Below are 19,665 nucleotides of genomic sequence, written 5' to 3' on the forward strand. Positions count from 1 at the left end.
ACGTCAGCTGCGGCCTTCAAGAATGGCTGCATAACCTTCACGAAAGCTCGGATACTTTGGCGTCCAGCCCAACGCTTTCGCCCGTGCATTGCTGCAGCGCTTGCTGCCCGTGCGCCGCACGCTGGCATCATCGGCCCATTCGGTCACACCCAGATACTCGCGCAACCAGCCCACGACATCCGCCAACGCCGCTGGCGCGTCATCGACACCGATGTAGACGTCATCCAGCTTCACCCCGCGCCGATCCGCCTCAAGCAGGCACGCCATCAACCCAGCGGCGTCATCGGCATGAATCCGGTTGCCATACAGCGGAGGATCGACCGCCACCCGGTACCCGCGGCGGACCTGAGTCAGCAGCCATTCACGGCCCGGACCGTAAATACCGGTCAAACGCACGATGCTGGCTGGAATGCCGCTGTTGAGCGCGATCTGTTCGGCTTCGAGCATCACTCGCCCAGAGTAACCAGCCGCGATGGCCGGCGAAGTCTCGTCGACCCATTCGCCCCCCTGCTGGCCGTAGACACTGCTGCTGGACACGAACAACAGGCGATTGGGCACCTGCCCATAATCGTCGAGCCACTCCAATACATGCTGCAAGCCCTGGATATACGCGGCGCGATAACCCGCTTCATCGTGATCGGTGGCGGCTGCGCAATAGACCACGTAATCCACCGCACCGACCGGCCAGGTCTGCGGGCAGTCCTTATTGAACAGGTCGCCGGCAACGCCGATGACCCCCTCGGGCAAGCGCGAAACGTCACGCCGCAACCCATGGACCTCCCACCCGCCAGCCAGCAGTTGCGTGGCGAGACGGCTGCCGACATCACCGCAACCGGCGATTAAAACAGAAGGCGCGGACATCAGAAAAACTCCCCTTGGAAACGCACAGACTAGCCTCGGCAATGGACGAGCGGCTAGCAATGAAGGAAAAAAAGATACTCTATTACTTTTGTTAACAAGAATTACTTGCAATAATGCAGGCCACTTTTGTTCTCGGCCCTTCGAGGCCTGGAAGAACATAACCCGTTTTTCTCTCTCAGGTCCGGCCAGCATGACACGCAATCAACTCCCCGCTTCGCCAACCAAACGACCTCGCGCCTGGAGCGCAGTGGCCGCCGTGCTGCTCAGCCTGATGCTGGCGCCGACCGCCGCCTTCGCAGACGCACAAGCGCCTGCCACCCCGGCCGCCGCCGCATCCACCCCAGCCGAAAACGCCGCGCCTGTCGCGATCGACCCGGCCCAGCCAGCAGCCGCTTCGCAAGCGCTCGGCGAAAACGTCCCTGAAGTCCTCGAAGCCGACAACAGCCTGGGCATGGCGCATGACCTGTCGCCATGGGGCATGTACCAAAACGCCGACATCATCGTGAAGCTTGTGATGATTGGCCTGGCCATCGCGTCGATCATTACCTGGACCATCTGGATTGCCAAAGGCTTTGAGCTGATGGGCGCCAAGCGTCGTCTGCGCAGCGAAATCGCCCACCTGAAAAAAGCCACCACACTCAAAGAAGCCAGCGCCTCTGCGACCAAGCCGGGCACCCTCGCCAACCTGTTGGTCCATGATGCCCTGGAAGAAATGCATCTGTCGGCCAGCAGCCGCGAGAAAGAAGGCATCAAGGAACGCGTCAGCTTCCGCCTTGAGCGTCTGGTAGCAGCTTGCGGCCGCAACATGAGCAGCGGCACCGGCGTTCTTGCCACCATCGGTTCCACCGCTCCGTTTGTCGGCCTGTTCGGTACGGTGTGGGGCATCATGAACAGCTTCATCGGTATCGCTAAAACCCAGACCACCAACCTCGCCGTCGTGGCTCCCGGCATCGCCGAAGCCTTGCTGGCGACCGCTCTGGGCCTGGTCGCTGCGATTCCTGCGGTGGTGATCTACAACGTGTTTGCGCGCTCCATCGCCGGTTACAAGGCGCAGGTGTCCGACGCTTCGGCAGAAGTCCTGCTGCTGGTCAGCCGCGACCTCGATCACCAGCCTGAGCGCAGTTCGCATCCGCACATGGTGAAAGTGGGGTAATCGGCCATGGGCCTGCATTTGAAAGAAGGCGCAGACGACGATCTGGCCGAAAACCACGAAATCAACGTCACGCCGTTCATCGACGTGATGCTGGTGCTGTTGATCATCTTCATGGTGGCGGCGCCGCTGGCGACCGTGGACATCAAGGTCGACCTGCCCGCCTCCACCGCCAAACCGGCGCCGCGGCCCGAGAAACCGGTGTTCCTCAGCGTCAAGGCCGACCAACGGCTGTTCCTCGGCGACGACGAAGTGAAAGCCGATGCCCTTGGCGCCACCCTCGACGCCAAGACCCAAGGCAAGAAAGACACGACGATCTTCTTCCAGGCCGATAAAGGCGTGGATTACGGTGATCTGATGAGCGTAATGGACAACCTTCGCTCGGCCGGTTATCTGAAGGTCGGCCTGGTCGGACTCGAGACGGCAGCCAAAAAATGATCGAGACGCGCCATAAGTTGACGCGTTACAGCGGTAGCCTGGCCATCGTGCTGGGTGTTCACGCGCTGGCCATCGCTCTGGCGCTGAACTGGACCGCCCGCCCGCCCATCGAACTGCCGCCGCAGGCAATGATGGTCGAGCTGGCGCCGGTTCCTGCCCCGCCACCGCCGGCACCGCCAAAGGTGATAACGCCGCCACAGCCACCAGCACCGGTGGAAGAACTGCCCATCCCGAAGCTGGCCGAAGCGCCCAAAGCCGAGATTGCGGTACCCAAGCCCAAGCCGCCCAAGCCCAAGCCGAAACCACCCAAGCCGGTGGAGAAAAAGCCAGAGCCGCCGAAGGAAAAACCGTCCGAAGAAAAACCGAGCGACACGCAACCGACCCAGGCACCCACGGAGAAATCCGCTCAGCCGGCGCCCGGTCCGTCACCGGCACAAGTGGCGGCCAAGGCCAGCTGGGAAGGCACGCTGCTCGCACATTTGGCCAAGTACAAGAAGTACCCGGCCAGTGCGCAGTCGCGGGGCAAGGAGGGCTTGAACCGTCTGCGTTTCGTCGTGGATGCCGAAGGTAATGTGTTGTCGTTCGAACTGGTGGGCCGCTCCGGTAACGCCGATCTGGACCGGGCTACCCTGGACATGATCCGCCGCGCCCAGCCGCTGCCCAAACCACCGGCCGACATGCTGAACAACGGCTCCATCGAAATCGTTGCACCGTTTGTTTATTCGCTGGAAAAGCGTCGACGGTAAACGTTTCCCCGCGCTCATCGGCTCAAACCAGCCTGCAAGGCACCGAAAGGTGCCTTTTGCATATCTGGAAACGGCAAACACGCATTGCCCGGTGTCACTCAGCACATACTGTCTGATAACGTGCGTCTATCGATTGCAGCCGGTATGCTTGGCTCGCAACTTCATGGACGCTTGCTATGACTCTTACAGAATTACGCTACATCGTTACCCTCGCCCAAGAGCAGCACTTCGGCCACGCGGCCGAGCGTTGCCACGTCAGCCAACCGACCCTGTCGGTGGGCGTGAAAAAGCTTGAAGACGAACTCGGTGTGCTGATTTTCGAGCGCAGCAAAAGCGCCGTGCGCCTGACCCCGGTTGGCGAAGGCATTGTGGCTCAGGCCCAAAAGGTACTGGAACAAGCCCAGGGCATTCGCGAACTGGCACAAGCCGGCAAAAACCAGCTGACCGCGCCGTTGAAAGTCGGTGCGATCTACACCGTTGGCCCATACCTGTTCCCGCACCTGATCCCGCAACTGCACCGGGTCGCCCCGCAGATGCCGTTGTACATCGAAGAAAATTTCACCCACGTCCTGCGCGACAAGCTGCGCAACGGCGAACTCGACGCGATCATCATCGCGTTGCCGTTCAGCGAAGCCGACGTGCTGACGTTGCAGCTTTATGACGAACCGTTTTATGTCTTGATGCCGGCCCAGCACCCATGGACGCAAAAAGAATCCATCGACGCCAGCCTGCTCAACGACAAGAGCCTGCTGCTGCTCGGTGAAGGCCACTGCTTCCGTGATCAAGTGCTGGAGGCCTGCCCGACCCTGACCAAGGGCAACGACGGTGCCAAGCACACCACGGTCGAATCCAGCTCGCTGGAAACCATCCGTCACATGGTTGCATCCGGTCTCGGCATCTCGATCCTGCCGTTGTCGGCAGTCGACAGTCACCACTACGCCCCCGGGGTGATCGAAGTTCGACCGCTGTCAGCTCCGGTGCCTTTCCGCACCGTGGCCATTGCCTGGCGCGCGAGCTTCCCGCGTCCGAAGGCCATCGAGATTCTCGCTGACTCCATTCGCCTGTGCTCGGTGGCTAAACCCGCTGCACCGGTAACGGCCGGTTAAGCCAACGCCATGACCGAGTTGTCGCAAGTGTCGGTGACGGCACTCAAGGGTGTCGGTGAAGCCATGGCCGAAAAGCTGGCCAAGGTCGGTCTGGAGAATCTTCAGGACGTGCTGTTTCACCTGCCGTTGCGCTACCAGGATCGCACCCGCGTGGTGCCGATCGGTGCATTGCGCCCGGGCCAGGATGCGGTGGTCGAAGGCACCGTGAGCGGCGCCGACGTGGTCATGGGCCGCCGTCGCAGCCTGGTGGTGCGCCTGCAGGACGGCACCGGTGGGCTCAGCCTGCGCTTCTACCATTTCAGCAATGCGCAAAAAGAAGGCCTTAAACGCGGTACTCGGGTTCGCTGTTACGGCGAAGCACGCCCCGGCGCATCGGGACTGGAAATTTATCACCCGGAGTACCGCGCCATCACCGGCGACGAACCGCCGCCCGTGGACGAGACACTCACGCCGGTCTACCCGCTCACCGAGGGCCTGACGCAGCAACGTTTGCGTCAACTGTGCATGCAAACCCTGACCTTGCTCGGCCCCAGCAGCCTGCCCGACTGGCTGCCCAACGAACTGGCCCGGGACTATCAACTGGCGCCACTGGCCGACGCGATCCGCTACCTGCACAACCCACCGGCCGATGCCGATGTCGACGAACTCGCCCTCGGTCATCACTGGGCGCAGCACCGCCTGGCCTTTGAAGAACTGCTGACCCATCAACTGTCCCAGCAACGTCTGCGCGAAAGCATGCGTGCGCTGCGAGCGCCAGCGATGCCCAAAGCCACCCGGCTGCCCGCCAGATACCTGGCCAACCTCGGCTTCAATCCCACCGGCGCGCAGCAGCGGGTCGGCAACGAAATCGCCTACGACCTCAGTCAGCACGAGCCGATGTTGCGGCTGATTCAGGGTGACGTCGGCGCGGGTAAAACCGTGGTCGCCGCCCTCGCTGCGCTGCAAGCCCTGGAAGCGGGTTATCAGGTCGCGTTGATGGCGCCCACCGAGATTCTTGCCGAGCAACACTTCATCACCTTCAAGCGCTGGCTCGAACCGCTGGGCATCGAAGTCGCATGGCTGGCCGGCAAGCTCAAGGGCAAAAACCGCGTCGCCGCGCTGGAACAAATCGCCAATGGCGCGCCGATGGTGGTCGGCACTCACGCCCTGTTTCAGGACGAAGTGCAGTTCAAGAACCTGGCGCTAGTGATCATCGACGAGCAACACCGCTTCGGCGTACAACAGCGCCTTGCCTTGCGGCAGAAAGGCGTCGGCGGGCGGATGTGCCCGCATCAATTGATCATGACCGCCACGCCGATCCCGCGCACGCTGGCCATGAGCGCCTACGCCGACCTCGACACTTCGATCCTCGACGAATTGCCGCCCGGTCGAACTCCGGTCAACACCGTATTGATCACCGATACCCGCCGCGTCGAAGTCATCGAACGGGTGCGCAGCGCTTGTGCCGAAGGGCGTCAGGCCTATTGGGTGTGCACGCTGATCGAAGAATCCGAAGAGCTGACCTGCCAAGCCGCTGAAACCACCTACGAGGACCTGACTGCCGCGCTCGGTGAGCTGAAGGTCGGCTTGATTCACGGCCGCATGAAGCCGCTGGAAAAAGCCGCAGTGATGGCCGAGTTCAAGGCCGGCAACCTGCAACTGCTGGTGGCCACTACCGTTATCGAAGTCGGCGTGGACGTGCCCAACGCCAGCCTGATGATCATCGAAAACCCTGAGCGCCTGGGCCTTGCACAACTGCACCAATTGCGCGGCCGCGTGGGCCGAGGCAGCGCGGCCAGCCATTGTGTTTTGCTCTACCATCCGCCGCTGTCACAGATCGGGCGCCAGCGCCTGGGCATCATGCGCGAAACCAACGACGGCTTTGTCATCGCCGAAAAAGACCTCGAACTGCGCGGGCCTGGCGAAATGCTCGGCACGCGGCAGACGGGCCTGCTGCAATTCAAGGTCGCCGACCTGATGCGCGATGCCGACTTGCTACCCGCGGTGCGCGATGCCGCTCAAGCCCTGCTGGAACGCTGGCCCGACCATGTCAGCCCGCTCCTCGACCGCTGGCTGCGTCACGGGCAGCAATACGGCCAAGTGTGAGCACCGTCGCAGTTTCTATCAGCTCGTTCCTACAGAGCTGGTTATACTCCTGCAATTGTTTTGAACTGGATCCAGACCATGACCGACGCAGCCCTCGCTCCCGAACTTCCGCACGCACCGTCGGTTATACGGATGCTGCTAGGCAAGCTGGGCATTGCCTATGAAGAGGTCCTGGACCATCACGGCCTGAATCCGGCGCGCAAGGTGCAAGCCGTCCTGCTCGATGACGCCGTTGGCACGCTGATGGTGCTGTTTGCGCAAAATCAGTTGCTCGACCTCAATCGCCTTACCGAACTCACCGGTCGCCGCCTCACGGCCGTACCGACTGAGCGCCTGGAAAAAATGCTCGGCAAACACAGCCTGAGCCTGCTGCCAGGCCTGCCATCACTGACTACCTCGCCCTGCCTGTACGAAGAAAGCTTGCTGCGTGAGCCGAGCCTGCTGGTCAATTCCGGCGAGCCGGGCGTGTTGCTGGAGATCTCCAGCGAAGCGTTCAAATCCATGCTCAGCAAAGCCAGCGCCGCCAACTTCGGCGAAGCGCTGACCAGCATCCGCCCGAACCTCGACCGCCCCGACGATGACCGCGAGGAAATCACCCAGGCCGTTCAAGCGTTCACCGCGCGACGCATCCAGCAACGCCTGGAAGCGACCATCGAAATTCCGCCACTGGCCGAAACCGCGCAAAAAATCATCAAGCTGCGCGTCGACCCCAACGCCACCATCGACGACATCACCGGCGTGGTCGAAACCGACCCGGCACTGGCCGCGCAAGTCGTGAGCTGGGCGGCCTCGCCGTACTACGCCTCGCCGGGCAAGATTCGTTCGGTAGAAGACGCCATCGTCCGGGTACTGGGTTTCGATCTGGTGATCAACCTGGCGCTGGGCCTGGCCCTGGGCAAAACCCTGAGCCTGCCCAAAGATCGTCCGCAACACAGCACGCCGTACTGGCAGCAATCGATCTACACCGCCGCCGTCATCGAAGGCCTGACCCGCGCCATGCCACGCGCCCAGCGCCCGGAAGCCGGCCTGACCTACCTGGCCGGCCTGCTGCACAACTTCGGCTACCTACTGCTGGCCCACGTGTTCCCGCCGCACTTTTCGCTGATCTGCCGTCACCTGGAGGTCAACCCGCACCTGTGCCACAGCTACATCGAACAACACCTGCTGGGCATCAGCCGTGAACAGATCGGCTCGTGGCTGATGCGCTATTGGGACATGCCCGAAGAACTGGCCACCGCGCTACGCTTCCAGCACGACCCGGCCTACGACGGCAACTACGCCGAGTACCCGAACCTGGTGTGCCTGGCAGTACGCCTGCTGCGCAGCCGCGGCATCGGCTCCGGCCCCGACGAAGACATCCCCGAAGCCCTGCTCGAACGCCTCGGCCTGAGCCGCGACAAGGCCAACGACGTGGTCAGCAAAGTCCTCGAAGCCGAAGTGCTGCTGCGCGAACTGGCCTCGCAATTTTCCCAGCCTTAAAAGCTACGGGGGCAAGCCACGCGCCCACAGGATTTGCGCAGTGCCTGTGGGAGCGACAGTCTTCACCGTTGCCCAATGGGTCGGACAGCATCTGCACTGATCGGACAGCCTCGCCAACTTCAGTCCGCTCCCCCCTGACGCCGCTTGCGGAACTCGGCGACCTTATGCCGGTTTCCGCACAGCGCCATGCTGCACCAGCGTCGTTTGTGCGACTTAGTGCGGTCGTAAAACATCAATGAACAGTCCGCGCTTTCGCATTTGCGCACGAGGCTGAAATCACCTTCGGCCAGCAGCTCGGCGGCGGTGTAGGCCAGGCGGCCAAGGCGTTGGTTAGTGGCGTCAGCCTGTCGGAAGCGATCGAGCAGCGGGACGCCCGCTTCCTCCCAGACCAGTTGCGGCACCGCTTGCAGCAGAAAGGTATTGAGTGCCGACGGGTCCGCCACGCGATTCTCCCGGCGAGCGGCGAGCAGGTCTTCGATGCAGTCGCGCAACGTGCGCAATCGGGCGAGCAATTGCCCGTCACCCACCACCATCTCATCCGCCGGTCCGAAGCCGATCTGCTCCAGCCACTGCGCCGCGTCGGCATCGCTGGTCAGCAGATCGCGGCGCTGACCGTCGACCATCATTTGTGTGTTCAACAGGTCCAGCGCCGGATGGTCGGCCAGTATCAGGGGTGTGGGCGGTTCGATGGGGGAGGCGGTCATGACAATGTCCGGTTGAGCCGATGCGCAGATTGTAACCTATAAAAATTATTTGACTAGTTACATGCCTTGTGCAGAATACATTCGGGCAACCGGTAAAATTCAATTTGACAAGTTACATGAGGGCAAAGCCATGACCGTGTCTCAACATATCCAGGTTGCCTACAAATCCGTCGAAGCCGATGGCGTCGAGGTTTTCTACCGAGAAGCGGGCGCTCCGGATGCACCAGTGCTGCTGCTGTTGCACGGATTCCCCAGCTCGTCGCACCAGTTCCGCGACCTGATCCCGCTGCTGGCGGACAAGTACCGGCTGATCGCGCCGGATCTGCCGGGATTCGGCTTCACCGAGGTTCCGGCGCAGCGCAATTACCGCTACACCTTCGATGCCATCGGCGAGACGATTCGCCAGTTTGTCGATGTGCTGGAACTCAATCGTTATGCGATGTACTTCTTCGACTACGGCGCGCCTACCGGCCTGCGCCTGGCACTGGCCTATCCGGAGCGGGTGAGCGCGATTGTTTCGCAGAACGGCAATGCCTATCTCGAAGGTCTGGGGGAGGCTTGGGCACCGATCCGCAAGTATTGGGCAGACCCGTCGCCGACCAATCGGCAGGTGATCAACGATGCCATCCTGCATCTGGAAGGCACCCGCTGGCAGTACGTGGAAGGGGTGAGCAATCCGGATCTCATCGCCCCCGAGGCTTACTATCTGGACGCGCTGTTGCTGGAACGGCCGGGTAACAAAGACATTCAGTTGGACCTGTTCTACGACTACCAGAACAACCTGAAGCTGTATCCGGCGTTTCAACAGTTCTTCCGCGATACAAAGTTGCCGACGTTGGCGATCTGGGGCAAGGGCGACCCGTTCTTCATTCCGCCAGGGGCTGAGGCCTACACGCGCGACAATCCGAATGCGGTGGTGGAGTTGCTGGATACGGGTCACTTTGCGCTAGAGACCCATGTCAAACATATCGCTCAGCGAATTGTTGAAGTAGTGGGCAACCACATCAATTGAGATGTGGACTGTCGACGCGCACCGTGGTGGGCGTCGGCAGTGTCTGTTGTCCAATGCATGACTGTGGGATCAAACGAAACGTATTACAGTGAGCATATTAATTCGGCAGACCTGTAACAGCCGCCCCCTCTCACGATAGTCGGCTTCTGGCCGATATCAGTCTCTGGTCAACGGCGGCTTTGATCGTGCTCGCGTCATGTCCACGGCTCGCACTGATGCGAGCGATTGTTCAGTTCGAACACCGATGGATGGACCAGGCGCTCGGACTACCCTCACGCATATTTCTCGCTGGAGCTACCCGCAAGACCTCAAGACCTTGTGCCTTCAAGCCTTCGCCTTCTTCGGCCTCAAATACTTGGTCAGCCCCTGAAACCAGATCACCAGCGCCGGGTTGCCCTTGATCTGGATCGACTTGTCCTGAATACCTGTCATGAACGCCAACTGCTTGTTTTTCGCTTGCATCGTGGCGAAGCCGTAAGCAGCGTCTTTGAAGGCAATGGCGAAAGCAGGCTCGGCGTGCACACCCGATTGGCTGGTGATGCGCTGGTCCTTCACGCGGAAATGCCGCGCCACTTTCCCGTCCAGGGTCTGTAGTTGAAACACCAGTTCCTTGTCACCCAACTGCTGCTGAAACGCAGGATTGGTTCGGCTGGCCTTGCCCATCAACAAACCCATCATCCACAGCAGAAAACGAAATTTCATGCGCAAGCCTCAAAAGAAAAAATGAACGGCTGGCGCAGTGTAGCGATTTCGAGTGATAACGCCACTATCGCGATGAATTGCAAGAAGATCGCCCTATTTTTGGCGTTGATGACTACCAAGTCATTGGCGGAACCCTTTGAAAAACTTTCCTCTCCACGCCGGTAAAAACGTTGAATCACGGGCACCAGCAAAGGCCTGTCGCAGTTGAGACACCGATAGAGGGCGTTGCGAAGGGTCGAGATCCAATGCTGTTTTCAGGGAGGTCCAACACTGTCTGGGCAGATGCCTGGTACTCAGAGGCTCGATTTTCAAACCCGCATCACGGGCTTGATTTGAAGGCACTCGACGCAAAGGGTGCTTGCCACATGCCAGTTCATAGATCACGCACGCCACCGAGTAGACGTCGGCGCTGACCGTCAGTGGTGAGCCATCCAGCAATTCCGGGGCAGCATAACCAAGGGTCCAGGCATGCAAGCAATGACGGCTCAGTTTTGGTAGACCGGGCAATATACCCTCCTCGGCCAACCCCAAACCGAAATCGAATAACCGAACGCCTTCCTCGCTGAGCATCACATTGCTCGGCTTGATATCACCGTGAAGCACGCCACGACTGTGGGCATGGGCTAATGCATCAAGCAATTGAAGCGCGATGCCTTGCAGCTCTGACCACGGCAATCCCAAGGGGCGCTCGCAAAGCAATTTATCAAGGGTCAGGCCACGCATCAGCTCCATCGTAATGAAAGCCCTTTTTTGCCGGGTATCCACCTCGAAACTGAACAAACGGGGCACATTGGGGTGTTGCACACGCCGGGTCAGGGCAAACTCACTGAAAAGCAGGGCACTGGCGTCCAGGCAATCGGCATATTCATCGCTGAGCATTTTCAGCGCGACATGGGGCTCGGGATCACCGAACTGTTCCTGCAACAAATCCCGTGCGCGATACACCACCCCCATCCCGCCGGCACCGATCAGACGTTCGAGGTAATATCGCCCGCCCAGCATATTCTCCCCGACCTCGTTCATTGGCGAATAACCACGCCGGTCAGGTTGTCCCGTGCCGGACCGTCTAACACATGCTCGAACAAGTGCGCCAACGCGGCCCCCGGCGCGGGGCGATCCAAGGCACGGCCCAAGGTTTCACTGCTCAAGCCTTGATACAAACCGTCACTGCACAACAAAAACGCATCGGCGGGATGCACCACAAACTCCAGCACATCAAGGGTCAGATGCTCGCTGGCGCCTACTGCACGCGTCAACGCGGTCGAGTGTGGTTGAACCAAGGCCTGTCGGTCGTCCATTTTCTGTTCGTCGATCAGTTGCTGCCGCAGCGAATGGTCCTTGGTCAACTGATACAGCCGTTGCTCGCGCCACAAGTAACAACGACTGTCACCGGCCCAGATACAGACGGCGCGGGTGCCTTCGATCAGCAACGCCACCACGGTGCTGCCGATGGTGTCGTCATGTCGCCCGGCAATCACGGTCAACTCCTGACTCAAGCGGCGATTGAGCCACAGCAGGCACTGACGTACTCCTTGGACCCGTTCCTCGAAATCGTTGCGCTCCGGCAATTCGGCGAGGCTGGCGACGATCAACCGGCTGGCAATGTCACCCCGCTGATACCCGCCCATTCCATCCGCGACGACCCACAAACCCTTGTCCGGATCATCCAGGAAAGCATCTTCATTGCGCGCTCGGGTTTTCCCGGGATCGGTGCGCGCAACACTGCGCCAGACGCCACTCTTCGACATCAGAGTTGCATCGGCATGCGGAAAGTACGGAGCACACCCATGTCGAACGGATTAGGTGCGCGCTGACTCATGAGCAGGTAGTTGGCGCGCAGCCCGCCCAGATCAGCTTTGAGTACCAACACATCACGACCGATCAGATACTCGGTCTGCATCAGGTCCAGCAGTCTGAACAACGACCAGGGTCCCGTGTTTTTCTCGATCCCTATCGGACGCCCGACCATTGTGTCGAGCACCAGGCTTGTACGTCCATCTTCGGCATCGACAGGCCATTTGAATGAGGCTGCAATGATCGGCCCATGTCGGTACTCCATGGTCTTGTCGCCAAACCTGAACTCGGCACGACTGATGACGGGATCCAGCGAGTAAGGTTCCAGCTTGAATCGTACTTGCGGTTCGGAAGGATCTTCGGCAAAAAAGCTCTGGCGGATCACGTGTGCAGAGGCCATCTGATCGAGATAAACCCGGGAGATAGGCAGTGATTGTCCATCAACGGTTTTAAGACGATAACTACCCGGCACGCCGCTCACAAATGGACGCATGTAATTGTCAAAAAAACTGTCGACAAGGCCCTGCGCCCTGAAGAACTCGCGAAAGTCGCTGAGCGCCACATCACTGGAGCTGTGGGCGCTGAATGGATATCGCTTGTTGATCGACTTGCCGTAGAAGTTGTACAGCTCAGTCTGATAACGCTGGTTGACGAATCGATAAGCGTCATTGAGCACCAGACGCCAAGTGTCTTCGGCAATCGTGTTGAACCAGGTCCCGACCGGACGCGGCAAACGACCGGATGCCGTTCGCAAAATGCTCAGCGCGTCTCGCTGGCTACCCATGCGTACCTTGGCCATTTCGTACGCCGCCTGGTCCGGAGTGCCGGCCCGAGCCAGACTCGCCAACTGCGTCTGTAGCTCATTGAGCGCGTGCAGTACCGCAGTCAATTCAGCACTCGGGCCGTTGTTGGCATCCAGCAAACGATGCAAGGGTTCGAAACGACGTTGCAACGCCTTTCTCGCCGTATCGGGCAAATCACCGACCAATGTCCCGGAAGCCTTCGGAACGTTGGCGGCAGCGAGTTTGCCCAAATTACCACTCGTAAGCTTTGGCGCTGATGTCGCCGCTTCATCCAGGCTGTCGGCGATCGAAGGAATGCGCGTGTTCTCGCGAATTTGCACCAGCAGCTGCAGCACAGGGGAATTGGCAGACGTCATGCTGGCTAACTGTTCGGCAGCGCCCGCGGCGTCCTCGATTGGTTGCAATGCGATCCGCCCGATGGCATCGCCCCAGACATTGGCGTAATCACGAAAGTACAATTGTTCCAGTTCGACCATTAAGCGCCGCAGTTCCATGGCACTGATCTGCGAGCTCTCACCCAACACCCAGTTGTCGCGCAAAATATTCGTGACCAGCGCGCCACCTTGTACCGAAAAATACTGCTGATAGCCGTTCAGGGTGTAGAACCCGGGGATCGTGGCATGGCTACCCGTCAACAGATCGCCTTGTGGTCCCAAATGTTGATCCAGGTGGTATTCGGGAAGCGTTCGAGCCTGATCACGAAGCGCCCGGTAAACCACGTTGGCCATGGATTCGCTGCGTAGTATTTGCCGCGCCTGAACGATCAATGAATCGTTAAGCGGGAAACTGAATGGTTGCTTCAGCAAGCGTTCGAGATGTCCTTCCAGGCGGCTTTGCACGGAGTTGTTTGCGGGGTACCGGCGGGACCAATCGCTGGCTATCCAATCTTTCAGCCATACCGTGTCACGGCGATCGTTGAGACTCAGCATCAGGTATGCACGCAAACTATTGAGCAAATGCTCACGGTCCACCGGGCGGCTGCGAATCTGATCTTCCAACAGCGACGCCACCGATGGCAGCAGGTGCGATTCAAGCTCACGCTCGTAGGCTTTCATGATCACTGGATTGGCAGCTTCGCCTTGATACAAACCACCACGCTCCAGGTATGAAACGTCGCTGGCGATTGGGAATACCCGAGACGCAGCATGAATGGCATCAAGGTTTTGCAGAACCGACAGCACGTTATCTTGAGGGGTCAACGCCGATCGCTGATGTGTCCAGGTTTGCACCAGTGTGCGCAGGCTTTCCAGTCGCTCATGGTTGGCCGAAAACCCGCCGGCCCACCACAAACCGAACAGGCTCAGCGCCGCGAGCGATGTCATGTACAGCGTTCGCTGCCTCCAACAAACAAGGCTTTGCTCACGTTTGTCCAGTTGTACAGAACCTGCCTCGGGAAAAATGACCTGGTTGAACAGAGGGTTGATGAACCGTGGATAACCAACGAGCGCAGCCGTTCCATCGTTCCTCACGCCACTGTACGCAAGCGGTTTTGCTGATCGAGTGGCGCTGGTGAAGTAGAAACCGCGAAATGTACTCTCGCCCTGACTGCGCAAAGCCATTTCAATGAACTGGCAAAGGCCCTCGCCGACCAATCCCAGTTGATGCGGGTAGTCGAGAATACGTCCTCGACAAAGAGGGTCGCGCTCCTGATGCATGCGCATGATCACTTGGCCATCGAGCCGATGCAGCAGCGCTTCGAACTCCAAACGTATTGCACTCGGATCAGCCGTGCCCGGATCTTTGCTCAAGCTCACACCCAGCACTTGATCACTTTCATCCCGAGTCAGCTGATCAAAGAACTCATCAAAGCCAGGCTGTTGGTCCGCCTTGCTCAATACCAGATAGACAGGCAGTTCGATATGCAGTGTTTGCTGCACCTCTTGCAAACGTGCACGCACATTACGCGCCAGCATCTGAAGAGCTTCGGAGTCATGAGCAAGGAGCATTTGCACCGGGAGAGTGACCAGAACACCATTGAGCGGGCGGGTCCGGCGGCGCTTGCGTAACAATCCCAGCAACGTGGCCCAACCGTCAGCATCAACGTCGACATCCGGCTGGGTGAGGTAACGTCCGGGCGTATCAATGAGTACGCCGCTTTCGGCGAAGTACCAGTCGCAAGGGCGTGCCTCCTGCGGCTGATCAATCAATTTACGATCAAGTTGGTTGAAGGGAAACTCCAGCCCGGAAACATTCAACAGTGTGGTTTTGCCGCTGCCCTGAGGGCCGATCAGCAAGTACCACGGCAAATCGCGTCGCCCCCGCTCGCTGTGTTTGCGATAGAAACTCGATGTCTTGAGAATTTTACCCGCGGCCTTGAACCGCGCTCTCAGATCCCGGCGCTGTTCATCAATTCGCTGCTCGATCAGCGCACGATCCACGCCCTGCTCGCGCCCCTCGACTTGTTTTTGGACACCGCTGCGCCAGCTGACGTAAACCATGGTCAGCCCCCATACCAGAAACATCACACTGATACTCAGCAAGCGAGACGTCGGGCTTTCCCAGAATCTGAAATCATCTATCGCCAACAGTGGCCCGACATACCAGACCAGCAGTGCAGTCAACAGAACCGACAGCAGACTCCACACCCAGGTTTTGCGCAGAAAGGCGCCGGCTTTTGCGAACAAACTTGTCATCACTCGCGGCCCTTCCATGGTTGAAGCTGCGATCGAATCGCGGCCTGGTCAATTTGCTGGAGCGGTTGCAAAACGACAGCTCGCTGTTCACTCAAGACCCAGGCGAATCCCGAATACATCACCATCAGGCAAATCACGGTGATCAGCGCCATCATCCACCACGGCACGGTATGAATAAGTTTTTGCCGCTTGCCTTCATCGTTGCCGTCGCTGCGAGTTGCCTGTTCGTATGGAACATCTGCACGCAACAGGCGAATCTGCCGGAAAAGCGCATCACGAAGACTTTCAAGTTCCACAAGACCGCGCGCCTGAATTCGATATTTACCCTCGAATCCAAGCGACAGGCACAGGTACATCAGTTCCAGCAACGACAGGTGCTTGACCGGGTTTTTCGACAATCGATCAAGCAGCTGGAAAAATTTTTCACCACCAGAGGTTTCATTGTGAAACCTGCTGAGAAGGTTCATTTGTGACCACTCGCTTTCCTTGCCCCATGCAGTCGTCACCACCGCCTCATCCACCACCGTGCAAAGCACATAACGTGCAGTTGAAACCTGGCTGCTTTCGACACCGGCACGTAATGCGCTGACCGCAAAGTGCTCCACTGCCGCGCTCAACCGCCGATTGAGGTTGGGCAGGTCTTCACCGTTAGCGCAATGCTTGAGCCGCACCACTTCCGAGAGCAGGCATGATGCCGACGCCACCAATGCGTTGCGGCTGACTTTGAAGGTGTCCTGCGGCGCCTGCCGAGCGGCGTAGATCATGCGGTCTTCGAGTTGCTCGAATTTCGGTGGGGCCGCCGAATCAGTCAGTGGCCCGTGTGCCGGGCCACGGCCGAGACGGTCGAGCAGGACAGTTTTGTCATCCTGGGCGTATTGCATGTCCTTGATCATGTCGCTCAATTCCTGATGGCCCAGAACTTCAGTTCCAGCTCCGCGAATTCACCGCTGACGTGAAACGCGAACCCACCAGAGCGTTCGAGTTGTGCCTGGTCTTCGGAGCCGAGTTCAACAATGAAATAGGTTTTGTTCGCGTGAAAGGCGATCTGACGCGGTGCCACGGGCAAGGGTCTGATTTTGAAACCCGGCAAATGCAGATTGACCAATTGGCGGATGCTCTCAACCGTGCCGATCTTGAGGTGCGCGGGCAATCGATGGCGCAGCTCTTCACTGTCGCAGTCGGCACTGGCAGCCAACACGAACGAAGCCGAACCCGCTAATTGGGTGTCATGCAGAGGGCAAACAATGATCCCGTACTGACGCGCCTGCATCGGCAACTCGATGGCATGCTGCTCCAGCACCATCGACAGCACCTGACGGATCGCCTCCATCAGCCTGCGAAAACTCGCACCCTGGTCACTGTGTTCATAACGGATATCCGCTCGCGGACGCTTACTGTCGCTGGAAAAAGTCGCCAGCTCGCCCAGCAGGGTCAATAGCGTGCAATACAACTCCTGCGGATGAACATGTTGCAGACTGAGATAGTGACGCAACAACGGCTCAGTACGATTGATCAATTGCAGCATCATGAAATCGCCGACCTCCGCACCTCCCACTTTCCCATTCGAACGGATCCTTTCAGCAAGGGTGTCACCCCGGTGGCCGAGCATGCTGATCACCTCTTTCAAGCACGACAGCAAGTAGCTCGATGAGTGCATCTGGATGTATGTCGGTACGAAATCCGGATCGAGACTGATGACCCCGTCGGGCGTGGTGTCGAGGACCCGGCAGATTTTCAATCTCACAAAACCCTGATCGTCTTGCTGCTCGCCAAGCAGTAAGCGAAAGTCTGGGCGAGCGCATTTGACCTGGCTTGCACCACCGTCACCGGCATTGGAGTCTGCAACCTCACGCTCATACGCGACATATCGCGCCAACACATCCGTCTGCTCCTGACGGCGGGCTTCGATGTGGTTGCCGGTCACCAGAGGCAACGCCAGATAAATCGCTGTATTGCCGGTATTCACAGGAACATCCAGCACCAGCGGTTGAGTGCTGCCACCCACTTCAAAAAGGCTGCCATCCGGCAGGACTCCCGAGGCACGGTTGACCACCAGTTTGCCCATATTGAGAAACTGCGAATCAACTTCCAGGCTCAGGAACCCCCAGGTGAAACTTCCCAGTAACTGAGTGCGGGACTTTATTTGATGGTCCAGATATCGATCGTTGTGCTGGAAGTGCTGCGGACGCAGCAACATTCCCTCCTGCCATATGACTTTATGGAAGTTCATGCTCAATTGTCCGCCTGTACAAACGCTTCGTTGCTGCCATGAATGCCGGCCTGATCAAGAGTCAGGTCGATGTGGGTGACGCCTCCCGTTGTGATTGGCACGGTGTAGCGCCATCGGGTTTCCGATAAATCGCGGTAAGCGGCGAGAATGCCTACGTAACGGCTTTGCGATTGCACGCTGAGCTTGAGTTCATGATGTTCGCCGGGACGCAGTTGCAACTCTTCACTAGCCACCAGGTCCGGGGCCAGGGACTTCGCGGCTCGTTCATAGAGGCTGAAAAAGTCGGCACTCTCGAATGCAACCGGGTGCTTGAGCTCAAAAAGACGCACGACAATCGGTGAAGGACGACCGTTGATGTCCGGGTTCAGCTGGTCACTCGCGGACAGCTTCAGATTGATTTTCGACAACGAGGAATACGGTGATAGCGAAGCGCATGCGGTCAATAGCATGAGCGCGGTCAGCGCGGTCAGCGCCTTGATAAAAACAGTCGAACGCCGAAACATGTCTGTCATCCCTGAAGGTCGTTGTGGAGGGTAGAGATCAAACGAATCTGCTCTTCATAGGCTTGGGAAAAGTCACGGGCCAACAAACGTTCAGTCCATTCACCATCCTGAAGCAGCGCCTGGTGATAACGGCCATAGGCTTTCCAGCGACTGCCGGACGTTCCCAGCAATGACTTGCTTTCACGCTCGAAACGAAGCGTCAGTTGCTGCGGTGAAAAATGTTCTACGGCACCCTTGACCGCCGCGCGGCTGGCGGCGAGCAAAGCCACCTGGTGCGCCTGAAGGTCGCGGAAAGCGCGGGAGATGGCTTGATCTGCCGGTAACTGACCTGACTTGTTGGCCAGCAACATGCCCAACAGCTCTTCGGTATCGATCCCATACTTGAGCGGGTTTGAATGGATACCCTGCAATGTCGTCTGCGCCAGCCGAAGCTCGTTTTTCAGTTCGTTGCGGGTGCGCAGGCTTTGCTGTAAACCCCCAATGCTCTGCTTGAGCAATTGCGCGGCTCTCAAGGCCAACGCTTCGCGGGCGCCAGTCTCGAGACCGTCGAGCTCCACGCCCAGCGCAGTACCAAAACGCTTCCAGAAATCTTCAGTCAGGCGCTCGGCAGGTTTGTGAGTCGTTAGCGGTTCCGATGCCTGAGGGGCATCAACCAACTGCGGCACTCTCATGTTTTCCATGTCGATGCGTGCAAAGTCAGCACATTGCATCGGCTCCTGAAAAACCGTATCGAGATCCGTGAACTCGTCCAAGTCGAAGGCAACACGTTGCTGCTGATCCACGGCACTCAACGGATCGAAATTGAGGAAGACTTCATCAGGAATGATGTTGGCTGTCGTTCGCGGCCTGCTGGCCTGGGTTTCAAATGCCGTGGACAAGTCATTGAGTCGCGCACGGATTTCGAAATCACCCAGCAGATAAACGCTGCCGGTTTCGATAGGCATCGCTTTATCTTTGGGCAGTTGTGTACCGGTTGAGCAGTCCTGAATACCGTTGCTGCTGATATCGGTCAGGAAGAACGCATTGTCGCGGCAGCTGATCAAGGCGTGTCGGCTGGAAAGGTGGCGCTTGCGGTCCGGAATGATCCAGTCGCAATCCTCACCTCGGCCGATCATTCCGCCTGACGGGGTGAAGGTTTTCTGGCACAAATCTGTCGGTACGAACTGCTTGCTGCTCAGTATTTCGAGAACCAGCTCCATCTTGTTGATGCTCCTTGCAGTCACTGGCCGCGATGGGCCGCATGCGGATCACCCAAGGGGCGATAGGTGTTGTCGTTGAATTTGTAATTACCACCGCAACCAACCACGCCGCTTACAACGACGAAAGTCAGCAAGACGGCAGGCCAGTAGCGAACAGGCATGCGGAGTCTCCGAAGAACTGAAAAAGAAAGTGAGTGCAGGCAATCGAATCGGCAACCGT

At 58.7% G+C, this 19,665-nt stretch carries 17 protein-coding genes and 1 pseudogene; 7 read left to right on the plus strand and 11 right to left on the minus strand.

What is annotated here, in order from left to right; translation table 11 throughout:
• Positions 1 to 3 precede the first annotated feature (3 nt).
• Complete coding sequence (locus ASD60_RS11825; RefSeq protein ID WP_056854173.1) at positions 4 to 861, minus strand: SDR family oxidoreductase; 858 nt, start codon at positions 859 to 861, stop codon at positions 4 to 6.
• Positions 862 to 1,051: 190 nt separating this feature from the next.
• Here ASD60_RS11825 and exbB point away from each other — a divergent pair, with 190 nt between their 5' ends.
• From exbB to ASD60_RS11855, 6 genes are all read left to right on the plus strand, one after another.
• Positions 1,052 to 2,014: a tonB-system energizer ExbB gene (exbB, locus tag ASD60_RS11830; RefSeq protein ID WP_056854174.1), complete on the plus strand. Its 963-nt coding sequence runs from the start codon at positions 1,052 to 1,054 to the stop codon at positions 2,012 to 2,014.
• Positions 2,015 to 2,020: 6 nt separating this feature from the next.
• Positions 2,021 to 2,449: a TonB system transport protein ExbD gene (exbD, locus tag ASD60_RS11835; protein ID WP_056854175.1), complete on the plus strand. Its 429-nt coding sequence runs from the start codon at positions 2,021 to 2,023 to the stop codon at positions 2,447 to 2,449.
• Positions 2,446 to 3,195: an energy transducer TonB family protein gene (locus ASD60_RS11840; protein WP_056854176.1), complete on the plus strand. Its 750-nt coding sequence runs from the start codon at positions 2,446 to 2,448 to the stop codon at positions 3,193 to 3,195. The genes exbD and ASD60_RS11840 overlap by 4 nt, the downstream gene beginning before the upstream one ends.
• Positions 3,196 to 3,371: 176 nt before the next feature.
• A complete protein-coding gene (locus ASD60_RS11845) occupies positions 3,372 to 4,301 on the plus strand; it encodes a hydrogen peroxide-inducible genes activator (protein WP_056854177.1) in 930 nt (309 codons plus the stop codon).
• A gap of 9 nt (positions 4,302 to 4,310) precedes the next feature.
• Positions 4,311 to 6,386, plus strand: coding sequence for an ATP-dependent DNA helicase RecG (gene recG / locus ASD60_RS11850; RefSeq protein WP_056854178.1), 2,076 nt, complete (start codon positions 4,311 to 4,313; stop codon positions 6,384 to 6,386).
• A gap of 78 nt (positions 6,387 to 6,464) precedes the next feature.
• A complete protein-coding gene (locus ASD60_RS11855) occupies positions 6,465 to 7,865 on the plus strand; it encodes an aminoacyl-tRNA deacylase and HDOD domain-containing protein (protein ID WP_056854179.1) in 1,401 nt (466 codons plus the stop codon).
• A 119-nt stretch (positions 7,866 to 7,984) separates the two neighbouring features.
• Here ASD60_RS11855 and ASD60_RS11860 read toward each other — a convergent pair whose 3' ends face one another.
• Positions 7,985 to 8,569: a CGNR zinc finger domain-containing protein gene (locus ASD60_RS11860; protein ID WP_056854180.1), complete on the minus strand. Its 585-nt coding sequence runs from the start codon at positions 8,567 to 8,569 to the stop codon at positions 7,985 to 7,987.
• A 130-nt stretch (positions 8,570 to 8,699) separates the two neighbouring features.
• On the opposite strand from ASD60_RS11860, the gene ASD60_RS11865 reads away from it, so the two are divergent.
• A complete protein-coding gene (locus tag ASD60_RS11865) occupies positions 8,700 to 9,581 on the plus strand; it encodes an alpha/beta fold hydrolase (RefSeq protein ID WP_056854181.1) in 882 nt (293 codons plus the stop codon).
• A 324-nt stretch (positions 9,582 to 9,905) separates the two neighbouring features.
• Here ASD60_RS11865 and ASD60_RS11870 read toward each other — a convergent pair whose 3' ends face one another.
• The 9 genes and pseudogenes from ASD60_RS11870 to ASD60_RS11910 form a co-directional block, all read right to left on the minus strand.
• The gene (locus ASD60_RS11870) at positions 9,906 to 10,283 is read right to left on the minus strand and encodes a hypothetical protein (RefSeq protein WP_056854182.1); all 378 of its coding nucleotides are present in this window, start codon (positions 10,281 to 10,283) and stop codon (positions 9,906 to 9,908) included.
• 120 nt (positions 10,284 to 10,403) lie between these two features.
• Positions 10,404 to 11,282 (minus strand): annotated as a pseudogene (locus ASD60_RS11875) (serine/threonine-protein kinase); the annotation flags it as partial.
• Positions 11,283 to 11,302: 20 nt separating this feature from the next.
• Positions 11,303 to 12,031, minus strand: coding sequence for a PP2C family protein-serine/threonine phosphatase (locus ASD60_RS11880; protein ID WP_056854183.1), 729 nt, complete (start codon positions 12,029 to 12,031; stop codon positions 11,303 to 11,305).
• The gene (gene tssM, locus ASD60_RS11885) at positions 12,031 to 15,513 is read right to left on the minus strand and encodes a type VI secretion system membrane subunit TssM (RefSeq protein WP_056854184.1); all 3,483 of its coding nucleotides are present in this window, start codon (positions 15,511 to 15,513) and stop codon (positions 12,031 to 12,033) included. Before tssM ends, ASD60_RS11880 begins: the two co-directional genes overlap by 1 nt.
• Positions 15,513 to 16,406, minus strand: a complete 894-nt coding sequence (gene icmH / locus ASD60_RS11890) for a type IVB secretion system protein IcmH/DotU (RefSeq protein WP_056854185.1) — start codon at positions 16,404 to 16,406, stop codon at positions 15,513 to 15,515. The genes tssM and icmH overlap by 1 nt, the downstream gene beginning before the upstream one ends.
• Before the next feature lie 5 nt (positions 16,407 to 16,411).
• Positions 16,412 to 17,743, minus strand: coding sequence for a type VI secretion system baseplate subunit TssK (tssK, locus tag ASD60_RS11895; RefSeq protein ID WP_056854186.1), 1,332 nt, complete (start codon positions 17,741 to 17,743; stop codon positions 16,412 to 16,414).
• A gap of 2 nt (positions 17,744 to 17,745) precedes the next feature.
• Positions 17,746 to 18,246 carry a type VI secretion system lipoprotein TssJ gene (gene tssJ / locus ASD60_RS11900; protein ID WP_056854187.1) on the minus strand — a complete coding sequence of 167 codons (501 nt, stop codon included), beginning with the start codon at positions 18,244 to 18,246 and terminating at the stop codon, positions 17,746 to 17,748.
• A gap of 5 nt (positions 18,247 to 18,251) precedes the next feature.
• The gene (gene tagH, locus ASD60_RS11905; RefSeq protein WP_056854188.1) at positions 18,252 to 19,445 is read right to left on the minus strand and encodes a type VI secretion system-associated FHA domain protein TagH; all 1,194 of its coding nucleotides are present in this window, start codon (positions 19,443 to 19,445) and stop codon (positions 18,252 to 18,254) included.
• A gap of 20 nt (positions 19,446 to 19,465) precedes the next feature.
• Entirely contained in the window at positions 19,466 to 19,606 is a 141-nt protein-coding gene (locus tag ASD60_RS11910) for a hypothetical protein (RefSeq protein WP_056854189.1), read from the minus strand.
• Positions 19,607 to 19,665 lie beyond the last annotated feature (59 nt).

Origin of the sequence: Pseudomonas sp. Root562, from assembly GCF_001427125.1 — a bacterium.
In the GTDB taxonomy this organism is placed as follows: Bacteria; Pseudomonadota; Gammaproteobacteria; order Pseudomonadales; family Pseudomonadaceae; genus Aquipseudomonas.

What these genes read in the sequence shown, in the direction of transcription:
- ASD60_RS11845 (WP_056854177.1), top strand. Translation starts at nt 3,372, where the DNA reads ATGACTCTTACAGAATTACGCTACATCGTTACCCTCGCCCAAGAGCAG.
- ASD60_RS11870 (WP_056854182.1), bottom strand. Translation starts at nt 10,283, where the DNA reads ATGAAATTTCGTTTTCTGCTGTGGATGATGGGTTTGTTGATGGGCAAG.
- tssK (WP_056854186.1), bottom strand. Translation starts at nt 17,743, where the DNA reads ATGAACTTCCATAAAGTCATATGGCAGGAGGGAATGTTGCTGCGTCCG.
- ASD60_RS11825 (WP_056854173.1), bottom strand. Translation starts at nt 861, where the DNA reads ATGTCCGCGCCTTCTGTTTTAATCGCCGGTTGCGGTGATGTCGGCAGC.
- icmH (WP_056854185.1), bottom strand. Translation starts at nt 16,406, where the DNA reads ATGATCAAGGACATGCAATACGCCCAGGATGACAAAACTGTCCTGCTC.
- ASD60_RS11865 (WP_056854181.1), top strand. Translation starts at nt 8,700, where the DNA reads ATGACCGTGTCTCAACATATCCAGGTTGCCTACAAATCCGTCGAAGCC.
- tagH (WP_056854188.1), bottom strand. Translation starts at nt 19,445, where the DNA reads ATGGAGCTGGTTCTCGAAATACTGAGCAGCAAGCAGTTCGTACCGACA.
- tssM (WP_056854184.1), bottom strand. Translation starts at nt 15,513, where the DNA reads ATGACAAGTTTGTTCGCAAAAGCCGGCGCCTTTCTGCGCAAAACCTGG.
- exbB (WP_056854174.1), top strand. Translation starts at nt 1,052, where the DNA reads ATGACACGCAATCAACTCCCCGCTTCGCCAACCAAACGACCTCGCGCC.
- recG (WP_056854178.1), top strand. Translation starts at nt 4,311, where the DNA reads ATGACCGAGTTGTCGCAAGTGTCGGTGACGGCACTCAAGGGTGTCGGT.
- ASD60_RS11840 (WP_056854176.1), top strand. Translation starts at nt 2,446, where the DNA reads ATGATCGAGACGCGCCATAAGTTGACGCGTTACAGCGGTAGCCTGGCC.
- ASD60_RS11910 (WP_056854189.1), bottom strand. Translation starts at nt 19,606, where the DNA reads ATGCCTGTTCGCTACTGGCCTGCCGTCTTGCTGACTTTCGTCGTTGTA.
- ASD60_RS11860 (WP_056854180.1), bottom strand. Translation starts at nt 8,569, where the DNA reads ATGACCGCCTCCCCCATCGAACCGCCCACACCCCTGATACTGGCCGAC.
- ASD60_RS11880 (WP_056854183.1), bottom strand. Translation starts at nt 12,031, where the DNA reads ATGTCGAAGAGTGGCGTCTGGCGCAGTGTTGCGCGCACCGATCCCGGG.
- exbD (WP_056854175.1), top strand. Translation starts at nt 2,021, where the DNA reads ATGGGCCTGCATTTGAAAGAAGGCGCAGACGACGATCTGGCCGAAAAC.
- ASD60_RS11855 (WP_056854179.1), top strand. Translation starts at nt 6,465, where the DNA reads ATGACCGACGCAGCCCTCGCTCCCGAACTTCCGCACGCACCGTCGGTT.
- tssJ (WP_056854187.1), bottom strand. Translation starts at nt 18,246, where the DNA reads ATGTTTCGGCGTTCGACTGTTTTTATCAAGGCGCTGACCGCGCTGACC.